Annotated in this window: 5 protein-coding genes; 3 read left to right on the forward strand and 2 right to left on the reverse strand. The window is 71.2% G+C overall.

The annotated features are described in order from the left end of the window. Nucleotides 1-23: 23 nt before the first annotated feature. Nucleotides 24-611, forward strand: coding sequence for a nitroreductase family protein (locus AC3A3J_RS01770; RefSeq protein WP_487670637.1), 588 nt, complete (start codon nt 24-26; stop codon nt 609-611). A 99-nt stretch (nt 612-710) separates the two neighbouring features. Here the strand turns inward: AC3A3J_RS01770 and AC3A3J_RS01775 are convergent, their stop codons facing one another. Together AC3A3J_RS01775 and coaBC are read right to left on the reverse strand one after the other, a co-directional pair. Next, entirely contained in the window at nt 711-2,873 is a 2,163-nt protein-coding gene (locus tag AC3A3J_RS01775; RefSeq protein WP_487670638.1) for an ATP-dependent Clp protease ATP-binding subunit, read from the reverse strand. 103 nt (nt 2,874-2,976) lie between these two features. Next, the gene (coaBC, locus tag AC3A3J_RS01780; protein WP_487670639.1) at nt 2,977-4,191 is read right to left on the reverse strand and encodes a bifunctional phosphopantothenoylcysteine decarboxylase/phosphopantothenate--cysteine ligase CoaBC; all 1,215 of its coding nucleotides are present in this window, start codon (nt 4,189-4,191) and stop codon (nt 2,977-2,979) included. 73 nt (nt 4,192-4,264) lie between these two features. On the opposite strand from coaBC, the gene AC3A3J_RS01785 reads away from it, so the two are divergent. After that, nucleotides 4,265-4,963, forward strand: a complete 699-nt coding sequence (locus AC3A3J_RS01785; protein WP_487670640.1) for an NRDE family protein — start codon at nt 4,265-4,267, stop codon at nt 4,961-4,963. A 166-nt stretch (nt 4,964-5,129) separates the two neighbouring features. Continuing rightward, nucleotides 5,130-6,137, forward strand: coding sequence for a LacI family DNA-binding transcriptional regulator (locus tag AC3A3J_RS01790; protein ID WP_487670641.1), 1,008 nt, complete (start codon nt 5,130-5,132; stop codon nt 6,135-6,137). The last annotated feature ends 185 nt before the right edge of the window (nt 6,138-6,322 follow it).

Here is a 6,322-nt window from a genome sequence, read left to right on the forward strand (position 1 = left end):
GCATCCGTCTGAAAGGCACGACCATGAGCACTCCCACCCTCGACCGCACCGCCCCGACCGAGCATCCGGTGCTCGACGTGCTCGCCGCCCGCTGGAGCCCGCGTGCGTTCGACGCCACCACCCCCATCGACGAGGCCAAGCTCGCCGCTTCGCTCGAGGCTGCGCGCTGGACGCCGTCGGCCAACAACTCCCAGCCCTGGCGCTTCATCGTCGGCCGCCGCGGCACCGCGCTGCACGCGCAGATCGTCGACTCCCTCGTCGGCTTCAACCAGACCTGGGCCGTGAACGCGGCCGTGCTCGTCGTCGCCGTCGCCGAGACCGCCACCGAAGACGGCACCCCGATCACCCACGCCCTCTACGACCTCGGCCAGGCCGTCGCGCACTTCTCGGTGCAGGCGCACCACGAGGGCCTGCTCGTGCACCAGATGAGCGGCTTCGACCCCGAGGTCGTGCGCGAGTTCGCCGACCTCGACCCCCGCTTCGCGGCCGTGACCGTCTTCGCCGTCGGCGAGTTCGGCGACGTCGAGGCGCTGCCCGAGGTGCTGCAGCAGCGCGAGACCGCCCCGCGCGTGCGCCGCCCCGTCTCGGAGTCGGTCATCCTCAGCGCCTGACCCGCTCCCGTTCTCACACGACGCTCCCGTCGCATTTTCTGTCGCCCCGCTGAGGCGGAGACGACAGAGAATGCGACGGGAGCGTTGTCGTAGAAGGGGTCAGACTTCCGGGGCGGACGACGTCAGGGCGAGACCCGTGCCGTCGGCCGCGACGTCGACGCGCACCGTGTCGCCGTCGCGCACGCCGCCCGAGAGCAGCGCCGTCGCCAGCTTGTTCTGCACCTCGGTCTGGATGAGGCGGCGCAGGGGCCGCGCACCGAACACCGGGTCGTAGCCGCGCTCAGCCAGCCACGACCGGGCATCCGGGGTCACGGCGAGCGTGAGCCGGCGGTCGCGCAGCCGCGTGTGCAGCTGGTCGATCGACAGCTCGACGATCTGCGCGAGGTCGTCTTCGCTGAGCGCCTGGAACATCACGATGTCGTCGAGTCGGTTGAGGAACTCCGGACGGAACGCCTGACGCACCAACGCCATGACCTGCTCGCGCTTCTCGTCGACCGTCAGCACGGGATCGATGAGGATGGGCGAACCGAGGTTCGACGTCAGGATGAGGATGACGTTCGAGAAGTCGACCGTGCGCCCCTGGCCGTCGGTCAGCCGACCGTCGTCGAGCACCTGCAGCAGCACGTCGAACACCTCGGGATGCGCCTTCTCGACCTCGTCGAGCAGGATGACGCTGTACGGGCGACGGCGCACGGCCTCGGTGAGCTGGCCGCCCTGCTCGTAGCCGACGTACCCCGGAGGGGCGCCGACGAGACGCGACACCGAGTGCTTCTCGCCGTACTCCGACATGTCGATGCGCACCATGGCGTGCTCGTCGTCGAAGAGGAACTGCGCGAGCGCCTTCGCCAGCTCGGTCTTGCCGACACCCGTCGGCCCCAGGAACAGGAACGATCCGGTGGGGCGACCGGGGTCGCTGATCCCCGCGCGCGAGCGGCGCACGGCATCCGACACGGCCTTCACCGCATCCTTCTGTCCGATCAGGCGCTTGCCCAGCTCCGACTCGAGGTGCAGCAGCTTCTCGGTCTCGCCCTGCAGCAGTCGGCCGACGGGGATGCCCGTCCACGCCGCGATGACTCCGGCGATGTCTTCATCGGTGACCTGTTCGTTGACCATCCGGCCCTCGTCGCCGTCGGCGCCCTCCGAGCGCTCGGCCTCCATGAGCTCGCGCTCCAGGGCGGGGATCTCGGCGTACAGCAACCGGGAGGCGCGCTCGAGGTTGCCCTCGCGCTGCGCGCGCTCGGCGTCGATGCGCGCCGCATCGAGGCGGGTCTTGAGGTCGCCGACGCGGTTGAGCGATGCCCGCTCGCGCTCCCAGCGGGCCTGCAGCTCGGCGAGCTTCGCCTCTTCGGTGGCGAGGTCGTCGCGCAGCGCGGCCAGCCGCTCCTTCGACGCCGGGTCCTTCTCCTTCTTGAGCGCGAGTTCTTCGAGCTTCAGACGGTCGACGTGTCGGCGCAGCTCGTCGATCTCGACGGGGGCCGAGTCGATCTCCATGCGCAGGCGCGACGCGGCCTCGTCGATCAGGTCGATGGCCTTGTCTGGCAGCTGCCGGGCCGGCAGGTAGCGGTTCGACAGGGATGCGGCGGCGACGAGCGCGCCGTCGGCGATGGCGACCTTGTGATGGGCCTCGTACCGCTCCTTGAGCCCGCGCAGGATCGCGATGGTGTCTTCGACCGTGGGCTCGCCGACGTACACCTGTTGGAAGCGGCGCTCGAGCGCGGCATCCTTCTCGATGAACTCGCGATACTCGTTGAGCGTCGTGGCGCCGATGAGACGCAGCTCACCCCGGGCGAGCATCGGCTTGAGCATGTTGGATGCCGCGACCGACCCCTCACCGCCGCCCGCGCCCATGAGCACGTGCAGCTCGTCGATGAACGTGATGATGCGTCCGTCGGACTCGGTGATCTCCTTGAGCACGCTCTTCAGCCGCTCCTCGAACTGCCCGCGGTACATGGCGCCGGCGACAAGGGCCGAGATGTCGAGGGTCACCAGCTCCTTGTCTTTGAGCGACTCGGCGACGTCGCCCGCGACGATGCGCTGCGCGAGGCCTTCTACGACGGCCGTCTTGCCGACGCCAGGCTCGCCGATGAGCACGGGGTTGTTCTTGGTGCGTCGGGTGAGCACCTGGCTCACCCGACGGATCTCGCTGTCGCGCCCGATGACGGGGTCGAGTTTGCCCTGGCGTGCACGGTCGGTGAGGTTGATGCCGAACTGCTCGAGCGCGGTCTGCTGCTCGTTGGGGGATCCGGTCTGGGGGTTGCTCATCTGTCCCTCCTGGGAGACTCCTTCTGGTCGATGGTCACTCAAACTTGAGTTGGCTTGACTCAAGTTTAGCAGGAGGTGGCGTCGGCGACAACGACGCCGACGGTCAGCGGATGCCGAGCACCGCGTTCCAGATCGCGCCCGCGACCTGGCGTTTCGTTCCCGACGCCTCGGCGACGACCGCTCCGCCCTCGCCGATCACCTCGACGGCGTTGTGAGGCTTCTCGAACCCGTGCTCGGCGTCGGCCAGGTTCACCGCGAGCAGATCGACACCCTTGCGCTCGCGCTTTCCCCGCGCGCGCTCACGGCGGTCCTCGGCTTTCGGCAGGGTCTCGGCGGCGAACGCGACGATGGTCTGCCCGACGGGGGCCCGCCCCTCCGAGCGCGCGGTCGCGAGGGCGGCCACCACGTCTTCGTTCTCGACGAGCTCGATGCGGCCGAGCCCGCCCTCGGCCTTGGTGAGCTTGTGGTCGGCGGCCTCGCGCGGCCGGTAGTCGGCGACCGCCGCAGCCATCACGACGACGTCGGCCGAGGCGGAAGCATCCTTCATCGCGGCGGCCAGTTCGGCGGCCGTGCCGACGTGCACGATCTCGATCGACGGATGCTCCGCCGCGTCGAGCACCGCGGCATCGACGTGCGCGGCGACCAGCGTCACGAGCGCGCCGCGGGCTGCGGCCTCCGCCGCGAGCGCCGCCCCCTGCCGTCCGCTCGACCGGTTGCCGAGGAACCGCACCGGGTCGATCGGCTCTCGCGTGCCACCGGCCGAAATCGCGACGCGCAGGCCGCTGAGGTCGCCCGGCGCGAGAAGAGCCTGCGCCGCGGCGAGGATCTCCTCGGGCTCGGACATGCGCCCCGGGCCCGCGTCGCCACCGGCGAGCTCGCCGTCGGCGGGACCCACGAGGTGCACGCCACGGGAGCGCAGAGTCGCGATGTTCGCCTGCGTCGCCGCGTGGCGCCACATCTCGGCGTGCATGGCGGGGGCGATGAGCACCGGCGCCTCCGTGGCGAGCAGCGTCGTGCCGAGCAGGTCGCCCGCGAGGCCTGCCGCCATCGATGCGATGGTGTTCGCGGTGGCCGGGGCGACGACCACGAGGTCGGCGTTCTGCCCGAGGGCGACGTGACGCACCCGGGCGACGTCGTCGTGCACGCTCGTCGTCACCGGCTGACGACTGATCGCCTCCCACGTGGGCAGGCCGACGAAGCGCAACGCGCCCTCGGTGGGCACCACCGTGACATCGTGCCCCTCCTTGATGAGCAGGCGCACGAGGTGCACCGCCTTGTACGCGGCGATCCCGCCGGTGACTCCCACGACGATGTTCACGCCTCCGATTCTGCCTCAGCATCCGCCCGCCCGGGCCGTGCCGGCGACGCGGGGCGCACCTAGACTCGGGAGGGTGTGCACGGTCGTGATCGATGTCGAGAGCGCAGGCGCGGCGCGGCTGCTGGCCGTACGCGACGAAGACCCGCAGCGCGAATGGGATGCCCTTGGCCCCTGGTGGCCGGAGCGATACCCGGGCGTGATCGGCATCCGCGACCGCCGCGCCGGTGGTGCGTGGCTCGCGGTCGACCCGGCTCGGCGCCGCCTCGCCGTGCTGCTCAACCGTGCCGACCTGCAGGAACTCCCTGCCGAGCGCGCGGTCTCCCGCGGCACTCTTGCGCTCGAATCGGTGGCCGGACGCTCTCCTGACGGCACCCCGCCGATGCACGGGTTCAACCTGCTCGAGGTCGGACCGCAGGGCGTTCGCGTGCTCTCGTGGGACGGCGTCGAGGTGCGCGAGACCCCCGTCGCACCCGGCACCCACATGATCGCGCACGACGACCTCGACGACCCGGCGACCCCGCGCATCGACATGTGGCTCCCGCGCTTCCGCGCCCTGGGCCCGGCCGCGGAGAGCGACGACTGGGCCGCCGACTGGACCGGGCTGCTCGCCGAATCCGCAGAGCTGTCGCCCGACGACGATCGCGCGATCATCCGCGACAACCGCCCGCACGGCTACCCCACCCAGTCGCTGCTGTACGCGACGGCGTCGCTCACCCCGTCCGGTGCCGAGGTGCGCGACCACACGCTCCCCACCCCCGCGCACTGGGGCTGATCGCGTCGGGCATCCGCCCGGAGCCACCGTCCGCCCACCCGGCGCATCCGCCCGGCGTCATGGCCCATCGCCCCGCGCATCCCCCGCCACGCCGGGACGACTGCGTAGTCATCGGCCCCGTCCGGCCGGTCTAGCATGGAATCCCCGGCACGGAAGAGGAGGGGCCATGCCGTCGAGAACCCGCGGGGTCACGAGCATCGACGTCGCCAAGGCGGCGGGCGTCTCGCAGACCACCGTCTCGCGCATCGTCAACGGTCGCGAAGGCGTCTCCGACGAGATCCGCGCCCGGGTGGAGGCGGCGATCGAACGGCTCGGTTACCGCCCGAACCTCAGCGCGCGCAGCCTCGTCACCAGCCGCACCCAGACGATCGGCGTCGTGCTCGGCGACCCGCGCAACAGCTACTACGCCGAGCTGCTGCACACCATCAGCGGCGAACTCAATCGCGCCGGCTATCGCACGCTCATCCTCTCGGGCCGCGCCGACACCACCGAAGACCTCGCGCGCACGCTCTGGGAGACGAACGTCGACGGCGTCATCCTCACCACCACCCTGCTGTCTGCAGACGACGAGGGTCGCATCGTCTCGCTCGGCGTGCCGGCCGTGACGATGGGCCCGGGCGCCGTGACCGACAACGACTCCATCTCTCCCGACAACCTCGACGGCGGGCGCATCGCCGGACGCCACCTCACCTCGCTCGGGCACCAGCGCATCGGCGTGATCGCCGGACCGCTCACGACGGCATCCGTGCGCGAGCGGCACGAGGGGTTCCTCGCCGCGCTGTCGGACGCCGGCGTCGAGTTCCACGACGAGCTGTTCGAGTCGGCGAACCTCGACTACACCCGGGCCTTCGACGCCGCGACGCGCCTGCTGCGCCTGGCCGAGCCGCCGACGGCGCTGTTCTGCCACAACGACCTCACCGCGTTCGGCGCCCTCAACGCGGCGAAGGCCCTCGGCGTCGGTGTGCCGGACGACGTGTCGATCCTCGGCTTCGATGACGTCGCGATGTCGTCGTGGCAGGCGTTCGACCTGACGACGGTGCGGCAGCCGATCCTCGACATGGCGCACGGGGCGGTCGAGCTGCTGCTGGCCCGACTGGCGTCGCCCGGGCAGGATGCCGCGCACGTGCTCCTCCCCTGCTCCCTCGTGGAACGCTCCACGACCCGCGCCCTCTGACGCCGCCACTGCGCCCTTCCCACCCCGGCCCACGCCCCCGCCCCACGCGCGCCCCTACCCCGGGTCCTCGGCGCCGCTCCGTCCCTGTAACCCGGTTGCGGGATCAAAATCGCATGCCCAGGCGCCTCGGAGCGTGCGATTTTGATCCCGCGTCGTTGGTGAGGCGGGGGGCGGGGGGCGCGGGA

It is taken from the genome of Microbacterium sp. Soil_N32, assembly GCF_057655505.1.

Bases quoted from the DNA above. Each gene is read 5' to 3' on its own strand.
- AC3A3J_RS01775 (WP_487670638.1), bottom strand. From the start codon at position 2,873: ATGAGCAACCCCCAGACCGGATCCCCCAACGAGCAGCAGACCGCGCTC.
- AC3A3J_RS01770 (WP_487670637.1), top strand. From the start codon at position 24: ATGAGCACTCCCACCCTCGACCGCACCGCCCCGACCGAGCATCCGGTG.
- AC3A3J_RS01790 (WP_487670641.1), top strand. From the start codon at position 5,130: ATGCCGTCGAGAACCCGCGGGGTCACGAGCATCGACGTCGCCAAGGCG.